This is a genomic window from Priestia sp. KCTC 13724 (genome assembly GCF_056820425.1).
In genome coordinates this window covers 1-17,628 of the sequence record NZ_JBXDLD010000034.1, presented here as the reverse complement: position 1 = coordinate 17,628, position 17,628 = coordinate 1, and the positions used below count along the sequence as shown (strand labels likewise).

20 protein-coding genes are annotated in these 17,628 nt (G+C 37.7%); 7 read left to right on the top strand and 13 right to left on the bottom strand.

Features of this window, described 5'->3' with window-relative positions:
- Positions 1–8 precede the first annotated feature (8 nt).
- The 4 genes from AC1UFB_RS05360 to AC1UFB_RS05345 form a co-directional block, all read right to left on the bottom strand.
- Positions 9–1,139 (bottom strand): MGDG synthase family glycosyltransferase, encoded by a 1,131-nt coding sequence (locus tag AC1UFB_RS05360; RefSeq protein WP_076512396.1) that lies wholly within the window; start codon positions 1,137–1,139, stop codon positions 9–11.
- Positions 1,136–1,732, bottom strand: coding sequence for a DedA family protein (locus AC1UFB_RS05355; RefSeq protein ID WP_100347951.1), 597 nt, complete (start codon positions 1,730–1,732; stop codon positions 1,136–1,138). The genes AC1UFB_RS05360 and AC1UFB_RS05355 overlap by 4 nt, the downstream gene beginning before the upstream one ends.
- Entirely contained in the window at positions 1,723–2,457 is a 735-nt protein-coding gene (locus tag AC1UFB_RS05350; protein ID WP_100347952.1) for a polysaccharide deacetylase family protein, read from the bottom strand. The genes AC1UFB_RS05355 and AC1UFB_RS05350 overlap by 10 nt, the downstream gene beginning before the upstream one ends.
- Positions 2,458–2,698: 241 nt before the next feature.
- Positions 2,699–3,313 carry an alpha/beta hydrolase gene (locus AC1UFB_RS05345; RefSeq protein WP_025910046.1) on the bottom strand — a complete coding sequence of 205 codons (615 nt, stop codon included), beginning with the start codon at positions 3,311–3,313 and terminating at the stop codon, positions 2,699–2,701.
- Positions 3,314–4,096: 783 nt separating this feature from the next.
- Between AC1UFB_RS05345 and AC1UFB_RS05340 the strand changes: the two genes are divergently transcribed.
- A complete protein-coding gene (locus AC1UFB_RS05340) occupies positions 4,097–5,881 on the top strand; it encodes a transglycosylase domain-containing protein (protein ID WP_061785844.1) in 1,785 nt (594 codons plus the stop codon).
- Between the two features lie 118 nt (positions 5,882–5,999).
- On the top strand, positions 6,000–6,143 hold the full coding sequence (locus AC1UFB_RS05335; protein WP_326046498.1) for a hypothetical protein: 144 nt from the start codon (positions 6,000–6,002) through the stop codon (positions 6,141–6,143).
- Between the two features lie 66 nt (positions 6,144–6,209).
- Here AC1UFB_RS05335 and AC1UFB_RS05330 read toward each other — a convergent pair whose 3' ends face one another.
- Entirely contained in the window at positions 6,210–7,541 is a 1,332-nt protein-coding gene (locus tag AC1UFB_RS05330) for a polysaccharide biosynthesis protein (protein WP_100347953.1), read from the bottom strand.
- Between the two features lie 262 nt (positions 7,542–7,803).
- Between AC1UFB_RS05330 and folE2 the strand changes: the two genes are divergently transcribed.
- The 3 genes from folE2 (at position 7,804) to AC1UFB_RS05315 (ending at position 11,119) form a co-directional block, all read left to right on the top strand.
- Positions 7,804–8,715, top strand: coding sequence for a GTP cyclohydrolase FolE2 (gene folE2 / locus AC1UFB_RS05325; protein WP_225001749.1), 912 nt, complete (start codon positions 7,804–7,806; stop codon positions 8,713–8,715).
- Between the two features lie 317 nt (positions 8,716–9,032).
- Positions 9,033–9,713: a response regulator transcription factor gene (locus tag AC1UFB_RS05320; protein ID WP_174521204.1), complete on the top strand. Its 681-nt coding sequence runs from the start codon at positions 9,033–9,035 to the stop codon at positions 9,711–9,713.
- Positions 9,710–11,119 carry a sensor histidine kinase gene (locus AC1UFB_RS05315; protein ID WP_061786635.1) on the top strand — a complete coding sequence of 470 codons (1,410 nt, stop codon included), beginning with the start codon at positions 9,710–9,712 and terminating at the stop codon, positions 11,117–11,119. Before AC1UFB_RS05320 ends, AC1UFB_RS05315 begins: the two co-directional genes overlap by 4 nt.
- A 44-nt stretch (positions 11,120–11,163) precedes the next feature.
- Here the strand turns inward: AC1UFB_RS05315 and AC1UFB_RS05310 are convergent, their stop codons facing one another.
- Both AC1UFB_RS05310 and AC1UFB_RS05305 read right to left on the bottom strand, forming a co-directional pair.
- On the bottom strand, positions 11,164–11,325 hold the full coding sequence (locus tag AC1UFB_RS05310; RefSeq protein ID WP_156413431.1) for a hypothetical protein: 162 nt from the start codon (positions 11,323–11,325) through the stop codon (positions 11,164–11,166).
- Positions 11,326–11,438: 113 nt separating this feature from the next.
- A complete protein-coding gene (locus AC1UFB_RS05305) occupies positions 11,439–11,828 on the bottom strand; it encodes a FixH family protein (RefSeq protein ID WP_035320781.1) in 390 nt (129 codons plus the stop codon).
- A gap of 527 nt (positions 11,829–12,355) precedes the next feature.
- On the opposite strand from AC1UFB_RS05305, the gene AC1UFB_RS05300 reads away from it, so the two are divergent.
- A complete protein-coding gene (locus tag AC1UFB_RS05300; RefSeq protein ID WP_326046458.1) occupies positions 12,356–12,493 on the top strand; it encodes a hypothetical protein in 138 nt (45 codons plus the stop codon).
- Between the two features lie 154 nt (positions 12,494–12,647).
- On the opposite strand, the gene AC1UFB_RS05295 is transcribed toward AC1UFB_RS05300, so the two are convergent.
- Both AC1UFB_RS05295 and AC1UFB_RS05290 read right to left on the bottom strand, forming a co-directional pair.
- Positions 12,648–12,797, bottom strand: a complete 150-nt coding sequence (locus AC1UFB_RS05295) for a hypothetical protein (protein WP_153301153.1) — start codon at positions 12,795–12,797, stop codon at positions 12,648–12,650.
- A 142-nt stretch (positions 12,798–12,939) separates the two neighbouring features.
- Positions 12,940–14,673, bottom strand: coding sequence for an ABC transporter ATP-binding protein (locus AC1UFB_RS05290; protein WP_482588698.1), 1,734 nt, complete (start codon positions 14,671–14,673; stop codon positions 12,940–12,942).
- A 160-nt stretch (positions 14,674–14,833) separates the two neighbouring features.
- Between AC1UFB_RS05290 and AC1UFB_RS05285 the strand changes: the two genes are divergently transcribed.
- A complete protein-coding gene (locus tag AC1UFB_RS05285; protein WP_025911246.1) occupies positions 14,834–15,031 on the top strand; it encodes a spore germination protein in 198 nt (65 codons plus the stop codon).
- 12 nt (positions 15,032–15,043) lie between these two features.
- On the opposite strand, the gene AC1UFB_RS05280 is transcribed toward AC1UFB_RS05285, so the two are convergent.
- From AC1UFB_RS05280 to AC1UFB_RS05265, 4 genes are all read right to left on the bottom strand, one after another.
- On the bottom strand, positions 15,044–16,105 hold the full coding sequence (locus tag AC1UFB_RS05280) for a copper resistance D family protein (protein ID WP_025911244.1): 1,062 nt from the start codon (positions 16,103–16,105) through the stop codon (positions 15,044–15,046).
- Between the two features lie 4 nt (positions 16,106–16,109).
- Positions 16,110–16,655: a copper resistance CopC family protein gene (locus AC1UFB_RS05275; protein WP_100347956.1), complete on the bottom strand. Its 546-nt coding sequence runs from the start codon at positions 16,653–16,655 to the stop codon at positions 16,110–16,112.
- Positions 16,656–16,781: 126 nt separating this feature from the next.
- Positions 16,782–16,976, bottom strand: a complete 195-nt coding sequence (locus AC1UFB_RS05270; RefSeq protein ID WP_078989594.1) for a hypothetical protein — start codon at positions 16,974–16,976, stop codon at positions 16,782–16,784.
- 154 nt (positions 16,977–17,130) lie between these two features.
- On the bottom strand, positions 17,131–17,628 hold a 498-nt coding region (locus AC1UFB_RS05265), incomplete at its 5' end, for a transposase (protein ID WP_482588696.1).

Here is a 17,628-nt window from a genome sequence, read left to right as displayed (position 1 = left end):
TTTCTGCTTTATAACCGACTCTTTGTTGTTTCGTATTCATATAGATGAAACTGGTTCGCCAATACGTCAGAAACCGAGTACTCAATGCTTTCAATGTATTCATCCATTCTTCGTAGTAGCCGGTTGCGCTGCACATCATTTTCAAGCACTTCCACCAACTGATCTTCAAGCAGCTGTGCTTTGTTAAGAGGCATCAATAAACCCTTTCTTTTTAACGTTTGAATATTAACTTGTTCTTGTCCTGGAAGTGAAGAATGAATAAAAATCGGTAGGCGTTTACGTAAAGCTTCACTAATGGTAACACCACCCGCTTTTGTCACAACTGCACTAGCTTGTTCATATAAGCAATTCATTCTTTTTCTGCAAGCAATATACGGAAGGGGTGTAATGCTTGGATGATTTAACTTTACGAGCTCTTGAAATAGCTTTTTGTTGTTTCCGCATAGTACCACATATTGATAAATACTATCGTAGGGAACAGAGCTAAGCATTTGTTTTACATTACCAAGCCCCGCATTCCCTCCAGCTATTAGAATCATCTTTTCAGATTTTGAGTCTATTCGTTTATTCGTAAAAGCAGCATGAACTGGAATTCCAGTCACATAAATGTTACGAGCAGGCACATCGTGAATACTTTGTAAAAAGTTTTTTGTTTCCTTATCAGGTACACAATGAATATCTACACCATTTTTCCCCCACACATCGCTTACTAAAAAGTCAGTATAGATATTAACAAGGGGTGTATCAATGATTCCTTTTTCTTTCAATCCGCTAATGACACGCGAAGGAAAGCTGTGAGTGCAAACAATAACGTCTGGCTTCTCAGACTCAACTAACCGCTTCATATTGTATTCAATAATCGGCCAGCTCTTAACAACAAAATCATCACATGTATGATTCTCCACTTTATAGACGTGTTCGTGATAAAATTTCTCAAACTGCTTTGGAAACATAGAAATCCATTTCATATATAAAGATGAAATTAACTGTTCAAGAGGTTTGCTCCAGTAACTTAGGCAATCAATCTTTTTCACAGAAATTTGCTTATAATTTGCCACGATTATTTCCATTACAGCATCCGCTACCTGATGATGTCCAGATGCCATCTTAAACAAGGGCAAAAATAAAATCTTTTTCATGAATGATCACTCCCTTTAAAGCGGGTGCTTCGCTTTTTTCGCAGCTGTAGTATAACGTAAACAACAAAAAATAAAATGGCTCCCCCGACAATAATTGAAATATGAACTTGATCTCCAACAAAATAGCCTAGTAATAAAAAAGATAGTACCCATACAATTCCGCCTATTACGGAAAAACAAACATATAATAAAAAAGGATAATGACTAATTCCTGCAAGGTACGGGCTAATTTGCCGAAGACCAGGAATAAATAAGCCAAATAAAATTGTCCACTTTCCATGCTTATGAAACTTCTCACGAGCAGCTTTTAATTTTGGTTCAGTTAGTCCAACATACTTTCCATACTTACTAAAGAATGGGACTCCTGCATATCTACCCAGCGCATAAGCTACCAGCATACCAGCGATAACACCTAGGCAGGCATAGATTGTTGATGAATACAACAACAGCTGGCCTTTTGCAATAAACATTCCAAGAATAATTAAGAATGACTCTTCAGGAGCTGGAATACCAACAATCCCGCAAAATAAAATTAAAAATATTGTGGTATAACCAAATGCATTAATATAATGCGACACCATTGTTAATTCCACGTGCTTGTTCCTTCCTTTTGTAATTCAGAGAGCGTCTTACTATTCATCTTGTGCTGCTTGGCATATGGAATGAATTCTCTCAAAGCACCAATTGTATGCTCTGGTGCTTTTTCATCTGCTCCTTTTGTTTCTCCATTATCATGCAACACATAGACTGCGCCACGTTTTAATTTACTCTTCATCTCAGCTTCTAATGCTCTTTTTGTTTTCTTAAGCGACCAATCTCCAAATATATTAGACCAAATAATTGTACGGCAAGGTCTTGCACACCAAATGCTAAATAAATTCAAGTGCCCCCATGGCGGACGATAAAATATGGGCTCTACTCCAGCTGCTTCTATAATAACATCTTTACACATTTGAATTTCTTTCTTTAATCGACCTGGTGTTAAAAACCAGGCACTTACATGATTATAATGATGGATACCAATTTCATGCCCTTCCATGACCATTCGTTTAAGTAGATCGGGTTGTTCTTCTGCAATTGACCCTACTACAAAAAAAGTTGCTTTCATTTCATGTTCTTTTAGCAAATTTAAAATCTGAACCGTATATTCTCTGTGAGGCCCATCATCAAATGTTAAAGCAAATGATTGAGCTCTCTTTACATTTATATATACGTTTGGATGAAACCACCGGTATAAATAGGTTGGGAATACTGCATACAAAAGCCAACAAAATCCAATTACTAATGAAACAACCAAAAACCATTTTATTACAATCATTCCAAATTACCTCATCCTTAATATTCTTTCATTATAACGTTTTTCTAAGTCTTTTGTTTCATTTTTTAAACATTTTCATCCTAACAAGCTTGATAGTACTGTGCAACTCAAAAAAAGGATGGGATATAACTAAATGAGCTCTTCTTAAAGACGAATCAACAAAAAATCCGAACCATAAAAGAGCTAACTCTTACTAGTTCGGATTTATCATTAACTGAAATAGTTACGTCTCAGCTTCTTTTTATTTACTTTCATGAATGCGTCTATACCATGCTTTTGCCGCTTCTACTTCTGTTCGCGTAAGCTGATGACCAAAAGACTCCCAGTGAACGTCGACAGTAGCTCCTGCACCTTGAAGAAGTGTTGTTAATTCTTTCGTTTCGTCCGCTGGACAAATTGGGTCGTTTACTCCTGCACCAATAAAAATCGGAATACCTTGTGCATTAGGTACTTTAATATCTCTTCTTGGTACCATCGGGTGGAAAAGCACTGCACCTTTTAATGACTGTTCATAGTGAAACAGTAAGCTCCCCGCAATATTAGCACCGTTTGAATAACCGATTGCTATAATATTCTTCCTATCAAAGGCATATTCTTCAGCTGCTTCGTCTAAGAAATTATTTAGCTCTTTTGTTCGAACTGCTAAATCTTCTATATCAAAAACACCCTCTCTTAAACGCTTAAAAAATCTCGGCATCCCTTGTTCTAATACGCTCCCTCTAACCGATAACACAGACGCTTCAGGGTCAATCATTTCTGCAATTGGCAACAAATCCTCTTCTGTTCCACCCGTTCCGTGAAGCATTAGCAAAACTGGCTTTTTACTATTTATTCCTTGTTTAAAGATATGTTTCATCTCTCTCTTCACTCCTCTGCATATAAATATCTCGAATTAAAGATATTTATTATTATACGAACTCTTCTTATAAATGTAAAGGTGTTGCTCAATGCATAGCCTTAAATAAATTGAACATACTAACAAGCACTTAAAACGGCAAATTCTTATCAATTACGCATTGAATAGTCCATACATCGCATGACTAATTATTCATTACAAGGTTTTCTCTTATCTTTTAATTTTACTGTTGCTCAACATTTCACAGCTTTTTGTAATAACCCCCCTTTCTCCTGTTAATATTTTCTATATTGTACCGATAGTAGTAAATGACCTAGTGTTGAACGATTACTTTTACTATTTAAAATAACGCATGAAGAAGCAATACCTAGCGTATTAGATATTGTTTTATTTGACAAACCAAAATTTATGGGTACACTAAATGCAAGATGTATCCGTCTTGTTTAAGTTTGTTGTAAACAAGAAAAATTTAACTTCTTTTGTTGTAGAAGACTGTACTATTGAATAAGATTATGCCGATAAGTATAGGCAACCTCTTCAATAAGTATGCGTACAAGTGTAAACCAACCTTAACAATTAAAAAGAGTAACTAGTTAAACCATCTCTAGTGAAACAAACAACCACCGTTGTCAATAAGCTACATAAAGGACATGCCATGATTAAGGTTATCAAAAACCCTTTCTCTTCATGCTTACACTCTATGTGCTAACTTACCATAAGGATAGAAGTTAAAGCTCTATCTTATTGAACACGGAATTATTAATTAGTGTGGAGTGAGAAACCATGAGAAAATTTATTCTCGCTGTTTTAACCGTTATTCTAGTGATCCTTCTTGGTGTCACTTATGTGTTAAAGCAATTTGAACAAACAGCTAGCTTATCATACAGCAAGCTGCAGGCTGTACAAAGCACTGTCATTTACGACAAAAATAATCGACCACTTGATGAATTATATAAGACGGTTCCAAGACAAAATGTGTCCATTGACGAAGTGCCTGATCATGTCAAAATGGCATTTGTTGCAACAGAAGACCGTCGCTTTTATGACCATTTTGGAATTGACATGCAGGGAATTGCGCGTGCTGTGTTTAAAAATGTCATCACGATGAGCAAAGCTGAGGGTGCAAGTACTATCACCCAACAACTTGCACGAAACTTATATCTATCTAACGATAAAACGTTTAAGCGCAAGTTTGACGAAATGTTTTTATCAATCGGACTTGAAAAGCAGTTTTCAAAAGATCAAATTTTAGAACTATATATGAATCAAATATATTTTGGTAGCGGCGTATATGGTATTGGAGCCGCATCTCAGCTTTACTTTAACAAAGACGTATCCCAATTAAGCGTTGGTGAAGCGGCACTGCTAGCTGGACTTCCAAAAGCGCCAAGCACATACTCACCTGCTAGTAGCACAGAAGAAGCAACCAAGCGTCGAAACGTCGTTCTCCAGCTTATGTTAGATCAAGAAGTCATTACGCAAGATGAGTATAATCAAGCTATCAATGAACGGATTGTCAAGCCTGACGTAACGTTTAAGCAACGAAATAGTCATCAAGCTTTCGTAGACTATGTTGTTCGTGAAGCTGAGAAAACGTATGGTGTTACGGCAGAAGATTTATACAAAGGCGGCTACGAAATTTATACTGATTTCGACCCACTTCTACAGGAATCCATTAATCGCTCCGTAACTAATCACGTGTTTGCAGACGATACGGCATCACACAAAGTAGAAGTTGGAATCGCTGCTATCAATCCAAAAACAGGCGGTATATCAGCTATTTACGGTGGGCGAAATTATCAAACAAACGGACTAAACCGAGCTACAATCGGTTACCAGCCTGGATCAGCTATTAAGCCACTTGCTGTTTATGGGCCTGCGCTTGAAACTGGCGACTACAGCCCAACAACTACTCTTGTGGATGAGCCGGTAGACTTTAATGGCTATAAGCCTCAAAACGCAAGCGGTCGCTATCTTGGAGAAATACCGATGCGAGAAGCCATTGCTCGTTCAGTCAATACAACAGCCGTATCGCTTTTAAACGACATTGGCTTTAGAGATTCGTTCGGCTTTATGGAAAAAGCTGGACTTCCTTTAACTGATAAAGATCGAAACTTATCGCTAGCTTTAGGAGGAACCACAACGACTTTCTCTCCTCTTCAATTAGCGCAAGGCTACTCAGTCTTTGCAAACGAAGGGAAAATGACGAAGCCTTATGCGATTAAAAAGATTCAAATGCGCGGTGGCGAAGAACAAGAACCAGAGATTGAAACAGAAGAAGTCATGAGTCCACAAAACGCGGATACAATGACGTCCATGCTTGAAGATGTTATTGAAAAAAGCTATGGTACAGGAGCTAACGCTCGTTCTTCTAAGGATGCCGCTGGTAAAACTGGTACAACCCAAGATTATGGAGACGCTTGGTTTGTTGGCTATACGGACGAAGCTGTCATCTCTATTCATACAGGGTTTGAAAAACAGAAAACTGATGAGAAAAGAAAGAAATTAACAAGCGGTGGTGGCGAAGACCCTGCTAAATTATTTAAATCTATTATGGATAGTTGGTAAATCTAAAAGAGGCTGGGACATCAGTAATTCAGCCAATGTTAAACCTGAACGGTTGAGAGCTCCTCACTTTCAATCGTTCAGGTTTTTTGTTGATTGTGCAAACAATGTTGGAAACAGGGTGGAATGGATCGTAGGATACTCGACTCCTGCGGGAAACAGAAGGAAAACTGAGATCCCGCAGCCCAGCGAGGAAGCTCACGTTCCTCCCCGCGGAAAGCGAGTGGCCGTAGCGCAATGGAACGAACGTGTTCTGACAACGTAAAGAGGTGAGAAAAGGGATTGTTCGTCTTTTTTGAAAATTTGTTTTGTTATGTCCCACCCTCATTTTTTATAAAATTGTTTTATGTTTTTTAAGCGAAAAAAACGAAACGTTAATGACTCGACAGATTGTGACGTAGTGTAAAAGCGTCAATACAACGATACCAGCATTCATACCGATAATAACTCCTGTCATACCAATCGTTGGCTGCGAACCGAGTACAAACATAAGTGAAAAGGAAACAACGTGAGACCAAATCGTATGAAATAGCGCATCTTTCACGTACCCTAACCCAATTAAGTAGGCTTGAAGCGGAATGGCAAAGAAATGAAACAGAAAATATGGCCACAGTGCCTGCAGATAAAAAACAGCTTCTGTGGAATGAAAGAATAAGCTCGTTAATGGCTCCGCAAAAATATACATAGCCAAAACAGATGGAATACCGTAAATAAACGTAAGCTGCATACTTTGAAGAAGAAGCTTTTGCAATTGCTTTTCTTGATCCTTTGCGTGTGCTTCAGATACCGCAGGAATAAGAGCTATTAAAAGAGAATGAGCAAAAAATGCTGGAAAAAACCCAATGCTCATCGCTACTCCTGTGAGCATCCCAAAGTGCTGCGTTGCACCGCTAAGCGTCATCCCTGACAAAATAAGAGCATGCTTAATCAAAAATGGCTGGATAGCATTACAAATCGCATTAAACAAGCGCAAACCAGTTGTTGGCAACGAAACGCTCAGTAGCTTCTTTCGAACATCTTGAGGGGTTAATTGTGCTCTATGCCCTCTTGTAATGACGTTCAATTGAGTCACATACGTGATAAAAAAATAAAGTAAGATAACAGCTTCTGTTCCAATTAGGGTACAGATAGCAATGAACAGAGAAGTTTTCACATCTGTAAACTGAAACATTTGAAAAATAACAAATAAGATTGTTAATTGAAAGGCTTTTCGGATAAAGTTTGAAACCGCAATGGTTGACATACTGTTTTTTCCGGTAAAATATCCCCTCAATACGGCCGAGAAAGAGACAATTGGAATAAAGATTAATACGGCCCACTTTAAGTAGGGATGGTAATGTGTAAAGAAAGGAAAAAAAGAAACAACACCAAACGTGACGAAAAAAATAACGAGGCTTAATACCGTTGCAAACGTGGTGGCATGCTTCATCATATTGCGATGCTCATGTCGATTATGTTCTGCAATAAACTTTGAAATAGAAATCGGCAGCTCTAAATTTGCTACTGTGGCAACGAGAAAAATAATAGGGAGAACCGTCATATACATCCCCATTCCCTCTTTGCCAAGCTCTCGTGCTAATACCATATTCACTAAAAATTCAATGAGCTCCCCTGCAAAAGCAGCTCCTGCTAAGATAAATGTTCCTTTTAGAAAAGTATTCATCTACTAATCTCCTCAATTCTTGTCCTACCTACATGTATGACAAGAATCTAATTATCAATTTCTTTAGATAACCCTTCTATACTTTGTCCTACTTTCATGTTATGTTCACCTTATGAGAAATAGAGCAACTTTATGCCTGTTTGGCACAGAGCACTCCATTTTCCTAAATTAATCATTGCAAGAAAAGAACAAAGTAGGTTAAAATTTTTCCAGATTCATATTTTTAGCGACCACCTTCTCTTAGGTGAAAGGAGAAAGAGCCATGACAACGATGACAACAATAAACTTACCTTCAAAGCAAGAACGCCATAAACTATTCGGTTCAGTAGATCCTGGCCCAAAAACAAAGCCCACTAAAAAAGAAGAAATGGCTGATTTACAAAATAAAAAGAAAGATTTTTTATTTGATATTCAAGCGGTTGGTGTTTCCAACGTTAAAATACCTGTAAACATATATGCCCCAGGTGGAGCTACGCCTACAATCGCTACTTTCACTCTCACTTCTTCTATTCCGAAGGATTCAAAAGGCACAAACATGAGTCGCTTTACGGAACTTTTAGAAGAGTATCGCAAGCGCAGTGAGTTGAATTTAACGTTTGCTTCCCTTACTTCATTTGTAACGGAACTCTCTGATCGCCTACGTATCCCTGATGCTAAAGTAGAGATTTCATTTCCATGGTTTTATGACCAAGTAGCACCTTCTTCAGGATTATCAGGTCTTAACCATTCTGAAGCTCGTTTGAAAGTTTCTTACACAAAAGAAGCTGGTGTGACGTTTGAAGTTGGATTAACAGCTGTTGTAAAAACACTCTGTCCTTGTTCAAAAGAAATCAGTGAATATAGCGCTCATAACCAGCGTGGCTACGTATCGGTAGATGTTCGGTTAGCTGATTCAATCAATGATGCTATTGACTGGAAACATGCTTTATTAGAGGCCATCGAATCAAACGCAAGTGCTAAAATCCACCCGATTCTTAAACGTCCAGATGAAAAAATGGTCACTGAACAAGCATATGAAAATCCACGATTTGTTGAAGATATGGTCCGCTTAGTAGCTGCTGACTTATACGAGTATCCATTTGTAGAAGCCTTTACTGTATCATGTCGTAATGAAGAGTCTATTCACTTACACGATGCTGTTGCAACGATTACATTTGACAAACAGCCCTGCTAACTAATAAGGGTGAGACATAGATATTTCAGTTAATGCTAGGTCCGAACTATAGAAAGTTAAATACTTTTGGTAGTTCGGATATTTTTTTGCTGCTTCGGAACACAATTTAAAAAAACTAGCTCCATCGAACGGACGTATTCTCACAACTTATACTATTTAGAAACGGCATGGTTTGTTTTTGAGAGAGAATTGTTTCGTTATATTACAATCTCTTCACAAGCTACAATAAAGCAAACGATTGCAAAAGTTCACTGATTTCTCACATATTTCCGATATACTAAAAGAAGAACTTTATACTGAGAAAGGGCATGATGAAAATGCAAAAGCCAACTATATTAATTGTCGATGATGAACAACAAATGCGACATTTAATCAAGCTATCTCTTCAGCGAGAAGGCTATATGTGCATCGAAGCTTCAAATGGAGAAGAAGCATTAGATGAATTAGCTCATATGCTTCCTTCCCTTATTCTCATCGACGTGATGATGCCAATCATGGATGGGTTTACATTAGCTGAACGAATAAGAAGCGTCCACCCATCTATTCCAATCATCTTTTTGACTGCACGCGGAGATGAATTTGATCGTATACATGGATTAAAGATTGGAGGGGACGACTACATTGTTAAGCCGTTTAGCAGCGGAGAACTAATAGCACGTATTGAGGCTGTCCTCCGCCGTACAACTGCACTTCCACGTTCAGTTGAAGTCTATCAGCGATTTGGAAACGTTAAAATCAACAAGCTTGGTCGAACTGTATATGTAAATGATGAAGCGATACCGCTGACGTTAAAGGAGTATGAACTACTCGTCTATTTATGCAACCACATTGGACGAGCCTTCACACGTGAACAGCTGCTACGTCAAATTTGGGGACTAGATTACCTAGGAAGTGAGCGTACCGTTGATACTCATATCAAAACGCTGCGCTTAAAGTTAAAAGCGGAAGGTGACTTGATTCAAACCGTATGGGGAATCGGTTATAAAGCAGAAGTATGAAAAAGCTTTCACTTTCTCTAACAACCAAGCTCCGCTTATTAATAAGCGGCCTTCTATGTTTTTCTATCGTATTTTCATTTTTATTTATTCAGTTTCTTTACGAATCACTCTATGTAGACAAAACAGAAAGCTCACTTGTAGCAGAAGGCCAACAAATTGCTGCTCACTATCACACAGGTAAAATTTCCGATTTTTTAATTGGAAACGTGAACTGGCATAATACAGTCTCAGAAGCGGAAATTTTAATTTTTAATAATCCCGAAGAGCTGAGTGGATACTCTCCATTTTCTAAAGAAGATAAGCCTATTATTTCAAAAGCAGAACGAAAAAAACTCTTAAAAGGCGAATACATTGTTAAAAAAGGCTACGAAGAAAAATTTGAACGCAATCTTATTGGTGCTATTGTACCGCTAATTGATCAAAAAACAAATGAGCTAGCAGGTATCGTTTACCTATATGTCCCTTTAGCTTCATTGAATGAAGTTTTTACAAAAGCAGCAAACATCTTAGCGATTGTCGCAGTTATTACGTTTATTTTTCTATATTTAATTGGTAATCGGATTACAAAAGCAATTGTGAATCCATTACAGCGAATGAAAACTTTTTCAAATGAAATTGCAAAAGGAAACTTTTCTATACGTATACCTTCTACCAGCAATGACGAAGTTGGTCACCTTGCTGAAGCGTTTAACTCCATGGCATCTTCCTTAAAAAAAAGTGATGAACAAAAGCGTGAGTTTCTTGCAAACGTCGCTCATGAACTACGCACACCGCTTAGCTATATAAAGGGCTACAGTGAACTTTTACAAGATTCAACTATGAGCCAACAAGAACGAAACGATTATTTGCACGTAATACAACGAGAAACGACAAGAATGAATGCACTTGTTCATGATCTTTTAGACTTATCTCAGCTTCAATCCGAAACGCTCACCATGACAAAGTCGCCTCTTGTTTTGGCACAGCTTATTAATGAAACGCTTGACGTTTTAGCCATTAGCATTGCTAAAAAGCGGTTAACAGTTTCAGCCAACTTAGATGAAGATATTATCATGAATGCAAATGAGCTCCGTTTAAAACAGGTATTCTATAATCTGATTCATAATGCAATTCGTTACACGAATGCGGAAGGACACATTGACATCTCACTTTCCCATGATGAAAACAAAGTTGACATCAACGTAACTGATACGGGAATCGGCATATCAAAAGCAGATTTAAGTCGCTTAGGAGAACGTTTTTTCAGAGCGGATAAAGCTCGGACTCGCGACAAAGGTGGTACGGGCCTTGGATTAGCGATATCTAAGGAAATTATTCATTATCACGATGGAACCTTAAACTTTAAAAGTAATCTTGGTCAAGGAACTACCGTTACAATTACGTTTCCTTACGAATCTTTCCAATAGAGAGTTTGGGACATAACAAAATGATTGCTTCTAAAAGACGAACACTAGCTGTTCCCATCTCTTTGATTTGTCTCAACACGTTCGTTCCATTGCGCTACGGCCACTCGCTTTCCGCGGGGAGGAACCTGAGCTTCCTCGCTGCGCTGCGGGATCTCCGTTTTCCCTCTCTTTCCCGCAGGAGTCGAGTGTCCTACGCTCCATTCCACCCTGTTTCCACCATTGTTTTCACAATCAACCAAAAAAACCTGAACGATTAAAAGTTATGAACTCTCAATCGTTCAGGTATAATAGAGACTGAACTACTTATGTCTCAGTCTCTTCATTTTACTTCCACACGTATTTTAGGCATATTATGAGAGTCTTTTGCCGTTACGTGCGATTGAACTGTATAAATTCCAGGCTCTTGAAAATCCGTTTCCACTTCGTATATGCCGTCCTTGCGATGTTTTGCTTCAATCATTTCCCCTTGTCCCTCTGCATTTTCTTTCTCAATTTCAAATTGTACGTCATCTGCGTTTTCAACTTTCTCATCACCATATGTAACAACCGCTTTAAAGATAACGGTTTCATCTTTAGATACTTCAGATGGACCATTCAGCTTCACATCTAGCATTTTAGGTTCAGCACTCGCTTCTTGCTCTTGATCTACCCCACACCCCATTAGAAAACCACATATACTTACTAGACATACAATTTTCTTTGCGTTCAATTTGACCGCTCCCTTCCATATAATCCCCTCATTATTTACTATAAACTGTAAATGTGAGAAAATCATGAAGTTTTTGCAAAATTTCATGATTTACAAAACATAAGCTGTCTATTATTATAAATAATAATGATTTCGATTTGTTTTAAAGAAGAAGGTGTTTTTATGTCTTCTCTGCTAGTTGTAAATAGCCTTGCATATAAGTACAGTCATTCATTTTACGAAGTGCTTCATAAACTCAAACAGAGCTTGAACATTCCTATCTTGTTTATAACACAACAGATACCTAAACAACTTCATACTTCTATTACATATCTAGAAGATCAATCCTTGAGTTTGGGACATAACAAAATGATTGCTTCTAAGAGACGAACAATAGCTGTTCCAATCTTTTTGGTTTGTCTGAACACGTTCGTTCCATTGCGCTACGTTTTCACAATCAACAAAAAACCTGAACGATTAAAAGTGAGAAACTCTCAATCGTTCAGGTTTATCATTAGCTGAATTACTTATGTCCCAGCCTCTTTTTCATGGCACGTATATTAGCCGTATTATCAAGCGGATATGAAGAAAAAGAGTATAAGACTGGATGGTGGGTAGAAGAACTATTTGCTCCTTTATTAAAGCTAGAAGAAGCAGGACATACAAGAGTATGCTGTTTGGGCTAACGACCAAATCGTTACAAGCCGTGATCCGTTCTCTTCAGAACTGATGGGCGATGAACTTGTGAAAAAGCTAAAAGCTTAACTGATTACCCCCCTTTACTTTCACCTTGCTGAAGGTAAAGGGGGTTTTATAATTCAATCATGTTACTTCTCACTCTCAGTTATTTTTAACTTTAGCAGCATCAACAATAATGGTCTTTCCAAAGTCCGGTTGTTGGGTCGACAAAAGCTCTAATGTTCCATTACGATATACATGAATAAGCTTATATGATTTACTGTTATAAAAAACGTTATCTCCTACTTTCATTATCTAGCCCCCTTTTTTTCAGTAAATGGTTTTAACGTTCACTCTATCATAGTTCTAGGATGTCTCACAAGACCTTCGACAAAGATAGTGATTTTCCACTAAAAAAAGCGCACTACCACTCTAGTACGCTCTTTTTACATTATCAAGATTCTGTTCGGAACTGCTGTTGAACCAAGCGGCGATAAAAGGTGTGCGTGCTTAGAAGCTCTTCATGTGTTCCATTCCCCGTCACTTCTCCATCTTCAATTACTACGATTTGATTAGCACTTATAACCGTTGATAAGCGGTGTGCAATGACAAGGGAAGTTCGCCCTTTCATAACTCGTTCAAGCGACTCTTGCACAAGCTTTTCAGACTCCGAATCAAGACTTGCTGTCGCTTCATCAAGAAGTAAAAATTGAGGATTGCGAAGCAGCGCTCTTGCAATTGCAATTCGTTGACGCTGACCTCCAGATAAGTTTACTCCTCTTTCACCAAGCATTGTATCGTATCCATCGTCAAAATTAATAATGAACTCATGAGCATTTGCCTGCTTTGTTGCTTCAATTATTTCAGCGTCTGAAATTGTACGCTCTAGCCCATACGTTAAATTTTCACGAATCGTTCCTGCTAAAATTGGCGAGTCCTGCTGCACATAGCTAAACAACTGACGCCACTCTCTTAGATTAATAACCTGACTATCTTTACCCTCTAATAAGATTTGACCAGAAGATGGGGCATAGAAGCGCTCAAGCAGTGAAAAAACGGTTGATTTCCCTGCACCGCTTGGACCAACTAACGCCGTTACTTCTCCTTTTCGAGCAGAAAATGAAATATTTTTCAACACCAATTTTTCCTCGTATTTAAACGCAACACGTTGAAACGTTAAATCACCAATTCGCTTAACTTGTTCTCCATGATGAAAAGACTCTTCTTCTTCATCCAAGATAGCAAAAATACGCTCTGATGCACCTTTCGTTTGTTGAAAGCTTGTAATAAAGCGAGTGAGTGAACCAACAGGTACCATAATTTGAAAGAGATAAAGAACAAATGCTACTAGCTCTCCTGCGCTAATAAACTCCTGACTAACGCGGTATGCACCAAATCCTACAATTGCAATCATAACGCTTGTCATCACGGTACTAATAATTGGCGTTATAATCGCTTCAATCTTTGCACGGCGTATCCCAAATAAAAAAAGTGAGTGAAATGAGCTTTTCCCCTCTTCAATTTCTTTCCTTTCAGAACTTGATACTTTAATTAAGCGTATCTCACTAAGCATTTGAGCTAAAAACGCCGTGAGCTTTGACATTTTATCCTGCTGTTCACGAGAGATCTTATGAATCTTTCTGGCAAGTGGCATAACCAATAAGAACATTACTGGAATAACCGCTAATAAAATGAGCGTCATTGGAATATCTAGCGTAAACAAAATAACAATTGATATACTGATTGATAAAATATTTTTGACAAACTCTATCATTTCTGTTGATAGTAAGTTCATCACAATGGTTGTGTCATTTGTGATTCTACTCACCATTTCGCCAGAGCGATTGCGGTCGTAAAATGATACCGGCAGCTTAACAAGCTTATCCCAAATCGTTGTGCGCAGCTTCTCAACCACGCCTTGTCCCACTTGCGCCAAAAGATATAGAGATAAAGCGCTGGTAATCATTTGAATAATAAATAGTCCAATTAAAACTGCAATCATTTGTTTTGATAAACCGCTGTTAATTGTATCCATCAGCTCTTTAATTAGTAACGGAATAACAAGAGAAGCCCCTGTATTTGCTAATGCAAGTACCAAAGAAACACTAAGCTTTCCTTTTGATGGATTGGTTAGTCTCCAGAGCTTTTTAAATGAAAAGTTTGTTTTAGCTTCTTTAGATTTGTTCATAATTTACCTTCTATCTTTCTAAATTCTACGTTTTCCATTTCTATTGTACACGAAATGAAAACAAATATAGAAATATTTACTTTCCCTTTACACTCGTCTATACATGATAAAATGGCTTGTCATAATATATAAAGAGTGCTCAAAAAAAAGGATGATGATTATGCCCGTTTGGATTAAATCCGTTTACATTGGAAAAATCACCGGTGGAATTGTTAATTTTGGTGACGTATGCTACATTTCTCCTTTCACTAACTCAAAAGAAAATAGCGTATCGCCCACAACAGGTGATGAACCAGCTAATGATAGCAAATCAGGTAAAAAATTACGGCAACGAAAAAAGACTTTCAAACAACGTTGAAAGCCTTTTTTATTAAAAAGAAATGCTTGTAATCATAGCAATGTATAAAGAAAATACAAACAATGCTCCACTTAGCAAACTAAACCAGGCATTTATTTTTTTATAAAAAATAACAAAGATATATGCAAGAAAGAAGATTGCCAAAAATGAGAAAATTGCACCTACGATTGTAAAGTGAAACGTAATTGGTAAGGTGATTGGCTGACCATAAATAAATGGAAGCAGAGAATTTGCTTCTGCATACTGTAGATTTGTAGGCGGTGATTGATTAACCATCACGCCTGTTACAAAGAAAATAATTAGTAAGGTCACCGCTTCAACTCTTAGCCATCTAGTTGGGCGAAAAGTATGTGAGCGTTTCACTTTACGAAGCAAAATACCATTGATTACTGCAAAAACGATTAATAAAATAATACTTATTTGTTTAAGTAACAAACCTTGTCCATAGTTTGTAGACCATGAATTTATGTAGTTAGGGAGTCCTACTATAATAAGCATGGCAATTACTCCGCTTAGTGAAAGTAGAATAAAACACCCTACTGCAAAGGGAGTAAACCATGTTAAAAAAGGTTTCCAATTCACAGCTTTTTGTATAAAAAAGGAAACGGTTAAAACAACTCCGCTCCAAAGACCGACAAACAGCACGTGAAGAAAATGCGAAAGCATGCCGTTAAGCGGCGAAATCGAGGCGGCGTGGCCAGCATAAGAGATCCCAAGCACTAGACCAATAGTTAGTATTGTATAGATATGGGGATGACTTTTTACGACAATCGTAAGAATCAATAACATCGAGGAAAGTACAACAATCAACCATGCATGACCTGTTTTACTTCCAAATAGTACTGCCTGAATTGTATCTGAGAAACCTCTAATTTTTGAAAATGCAAGCACAATTTCTAAAACTGGGCCTATAGAAAAAATTCCTACTGCAGAAGCACTGCCAATTAGCCACTTACTCGATATACTTAAAGCAGGCTTGTTCTCTTCAGAGATATACTGTAAAACTGCTGTACCGAGTAAGAACGCTAAACCAATATACGTAACCCATTCAAATAGCGGTAAAACTACTGACATTGAATCAGCCTTTCTTTTTTCTAAACACAAAGATGAGTGCTGTTGCTACGATAACCACTGCTACAATCATAATAACGAAGAAAGATGAGTTTTCGCTTGTTGATTCAGCTTCTGTTTGCTCATCTGGAGAGCTGCTTTTTTCAGATTCTTCTGTAGCAGACTCTTTTTGTGTATCTTTATTTTCAGATGTTGCTTCTTCTTGATCTGCATTCACGGTAAATGAAATTGCATCTTCCATAACGTGACCATCTTCTCCTACAATGTTCCACTTCACTTCATATTCTCCATTTGGAAGCGGCTCTTCAAATGTACCTATTAAATCATGACCTGATACTTCCTGTGAATCAATTGAAAGTTCTTGACCATCTTTTGTCACGGTCAGTGTACTTACTTTTTCAATATGTGTCTCAAAGCTAAGTTTTATTTCAGTTAGCTGAGACGTAACCGTAGCCCCGTTTTCAGGTACGGTTGTTTGAACATGCGTATGGGCAAAGCTCACCGTTGGAAGAGCGAGTAACATTACCATTAAAAACATCATGATTTTTCTCATTAATTTTCACCTTCATTTAAATTTTCTATGTATTTGTTTCTATCCATTACCAAGTGTACGTTTTTCTTTGTGTCTTCTCAATAAACAACACAATTTTGCTACAAAAAATTCACAAATGAAGTTCCATCATTGTTTGTGCAGCTGTTTTTTTAGAATGATAAACCCTCCGACAAGAAACGGTAACAACACACCAAATACTAACAAAGCAATTACAATCACAATCGATAGCATTAATATTCCGCCCGTACTACCTAGTACATATGCTTTTGTAGCTGCTTTTTGGTTTCTTACAAATGGAAAGATAGCAATTAAGATAATCATTTCAAATCACTAGTGTTGCATAAATTTTATTTGAATTTTCAGTTTTATACCTTTCCTAATGAAGAGCCAAAAAAGTGAATATCCAAACAAAGGTGGCTCCATCCATTTGGTTTTTATTTACAATTAGACAAAAGAGACAACGATCATTTGCTCATTAAGGGACAGCTTCCCCTTTCATTTTTCGAAGCCAGATATGTGCTGGCTTCCACAAAGCAGCCCTTAAATAACGGCTAATTTGCAGGAGTTTTCGCTTACTTTTTGTTTCGAGCTGCACGAGTACATGCAGACAAAAGACGATAAGTGCAATCAACACTTGGTTGTGAATCGCCCATTCACTTTGTCCGTAAAACTTTTTGATGCGGAGATGCTGTTTAATCCATTTGAAAAACAACTCAATTGCCCAGCGCGATTTGTACATCTCAGACATTTCTTCGGCACTCAAATCAAAGCGATTCGTGATTAAATGGAGCTCATTTCCTTTTGAATCCATGACTTTTAGTAGACGGAAATAATTTTCTGCTCGATTTTGCGTCGTGCCAATCAACACCATTTGATCTGATAAAACGGTCGTATCGTTTGGCAATTTGAAGTCGTAAACTTCCCGTATGACGGCGTTTTTCCGCAGCCTTGAAAGAAAAAAGTAGCCATCATC

Bases quoted from the DNA above. Each gene is read 5' to 3' on its own strand.
- AC1UFB_RS05360 (WP_076512396.1), bottom strand. From the start codon at position 1,139: ATGAAAAAGATTTTATTTTTGCCCTTGTTTAAGATGGCATCTGGACAT.
- AC1UFB_RS05350 (WP_100347952.1), bottom strand. From the start codon at position 2,457: ATGATTGTAATAAAATGGTTTTTGGTTGTTTCATTAGTAATTGGATTT.
- AC1UFB_RS05345 (WP_025910046.1), bottom strand. From the start codon at position 3,313: ATGAAACATATCTTTAAACAAGGAATAAATAGTAAAAAGCCAGTTTTG.
- AC1UFB_RS05340 (WP_061785844.1), top strand. From the start codon at position 4,097: ATGAGAAAATTTATTCTCGCTGTTTTAACCGTTATTCTAGTGATCCTT.
- AC1UFB_RS05330 (WP_100347953.1), bottom strand. From the start codon at position 7,541: ATGAATACTTTTCTAAAAGGAACATTTATCTTAGCAGGAGCTGCTTTT.
- folE2 (WP_225001749.1), top strand. From the start codon at position 7,804: ATGACAACGATGACAACAATAAACTTACCTTCAAAGCAAGAACGCCAT.
- AC1UFB_RS05320 (WP_174521204.1), top strand. From the start codon at position 9,033: ATGCAAAAGCCAACTATATTAATTGTCGATGATGAACAACAAATGCGA.
- AC1UFB_RS05315 (WP_061786635.1), top strand. From the start codon at position 9,710: ATGAAAAAGCTTTCACTTTCTCTAACAACCAAGCTCCGCTTATTAATA.
- AC1UFB_RS05300 (WP_326046458.1), top strand. From the start codon at position 12,356: ATGGCACGTATATTAGCCGTATTATCAAGCGGATATGAAGAAAAAGAG.
- AC1UFB_RS05295 (WP_153301153.1), bottom strand. From the start codon at position 12,797: ATGAAAGTAGGAGATAACGTTTTTTATAACAGTAAATCATATAAGCTT.
- AC1UFB_RS05290 (WP_482588698.1), bottom strand. From the start codon at position 14,673: ATGAACAAATCTAAAGAAGCTAAAACAAACTTTTCATTTAAAAAGCTC.
- AC1UFB_RS05285 (WP_025911246.1), top strand. From the start codon at position 14,834: ATGCCCGTTTGGATTAAATCCGTTTACATTGGAAAAATCACCGGTGGA.
- AC1UFB_RS05280 (WP_025911244.1), bottom strand. From the start codon at position 16,105: ATGTCAGTAGTTTTACCGCTATTTGAATGGGTTACGTATATTGGTTTA.
- AC1UFB_RS05275 (WP_100347956.1), bottom strand. From the start codon at position 16,655: ATGAGAAAAATCATGATGTTTTTAATGGTAATGTTACTCGCTCTTCCA.
- AC1UFB_RS05270 (WP_078989594.1), bottom strand. From the start codon at position 16,976: ATGATTATCTTAATTGCTATCTTTCCATTTGTAAGAAACCAAAAAGCA.